This is a genomic window from Bacillus sp. LR--39 (assembly GCF_053613335.1).
In genome coordinates this window covers 1-576 of the sequence record NZ_JBSIOT010001309.1, presented here as the reverse complement: position 1 = coordinate 576, position 576 = coordinate 1, and the positions used below count along the sequence as shown (strand labels likewise).

Here is a 576-nt window from a genome sequence, read left to right as displayed (position 1 = left end):
AAAAAGCAAACACAAAAATCCATCTTTTTGTCTCGATGGAGCAGTTACCACGGAATAACTTTGGGAGCGCTTTCATTGTCTGGTTTTTATGAAAGGAGATACCGGTTCACCCATCTCATTGAGCGGTATCCAGCTATCTCAGCTCCACATATTTATCGGCTGAATTATGAGACGGAAGAAGACGTTGTTCAGACTGCAGCTGATGAACTGGACACTATGATCAAAAGAATCGGAAGCCAATTCATCGCCGGCTTTGTGGCTGAGCCTATTATTGGTGCTGCAGGAGCAGCGATTACTCCGCCTCCGGGATATTATGAGAGATTAAGTGAGGTATGCCGCACACACGATGTGCTTTTTATTGCAGATGAAGTGATGACGGGGCTTGGGAGAACAGGAAGGATGCTCGCGACAGAGCATTGGGACACCGTACCTGATATTGCTGTACTGGGGAAGGGACTCGGTGCCGGTTATGCGCCTATTGCTGCTGCCGTCGTATCTGATTCTATTATTGAAACGATAAAACAAGGGTCAGGTGTGATTATGAGCGGTCACACATATAGTGCACATCCCTATTCA

At 46.7% G+C, this 576-nt stretch carries 1 protein-coding gene; it reads left to right on the top strand.

Features of this window, described 5'->3' with window-relative positions; all coding sequences use genetic code 11:
* Positions 1-576 (top strand): aminotransferase class III-fold pyridoxal phosphate-dependent enzyme (locus ACWHAR_RS30170; protein ID WP_452088814.1); only part of this gene is annotated, 576 nt, incomplete at both ends.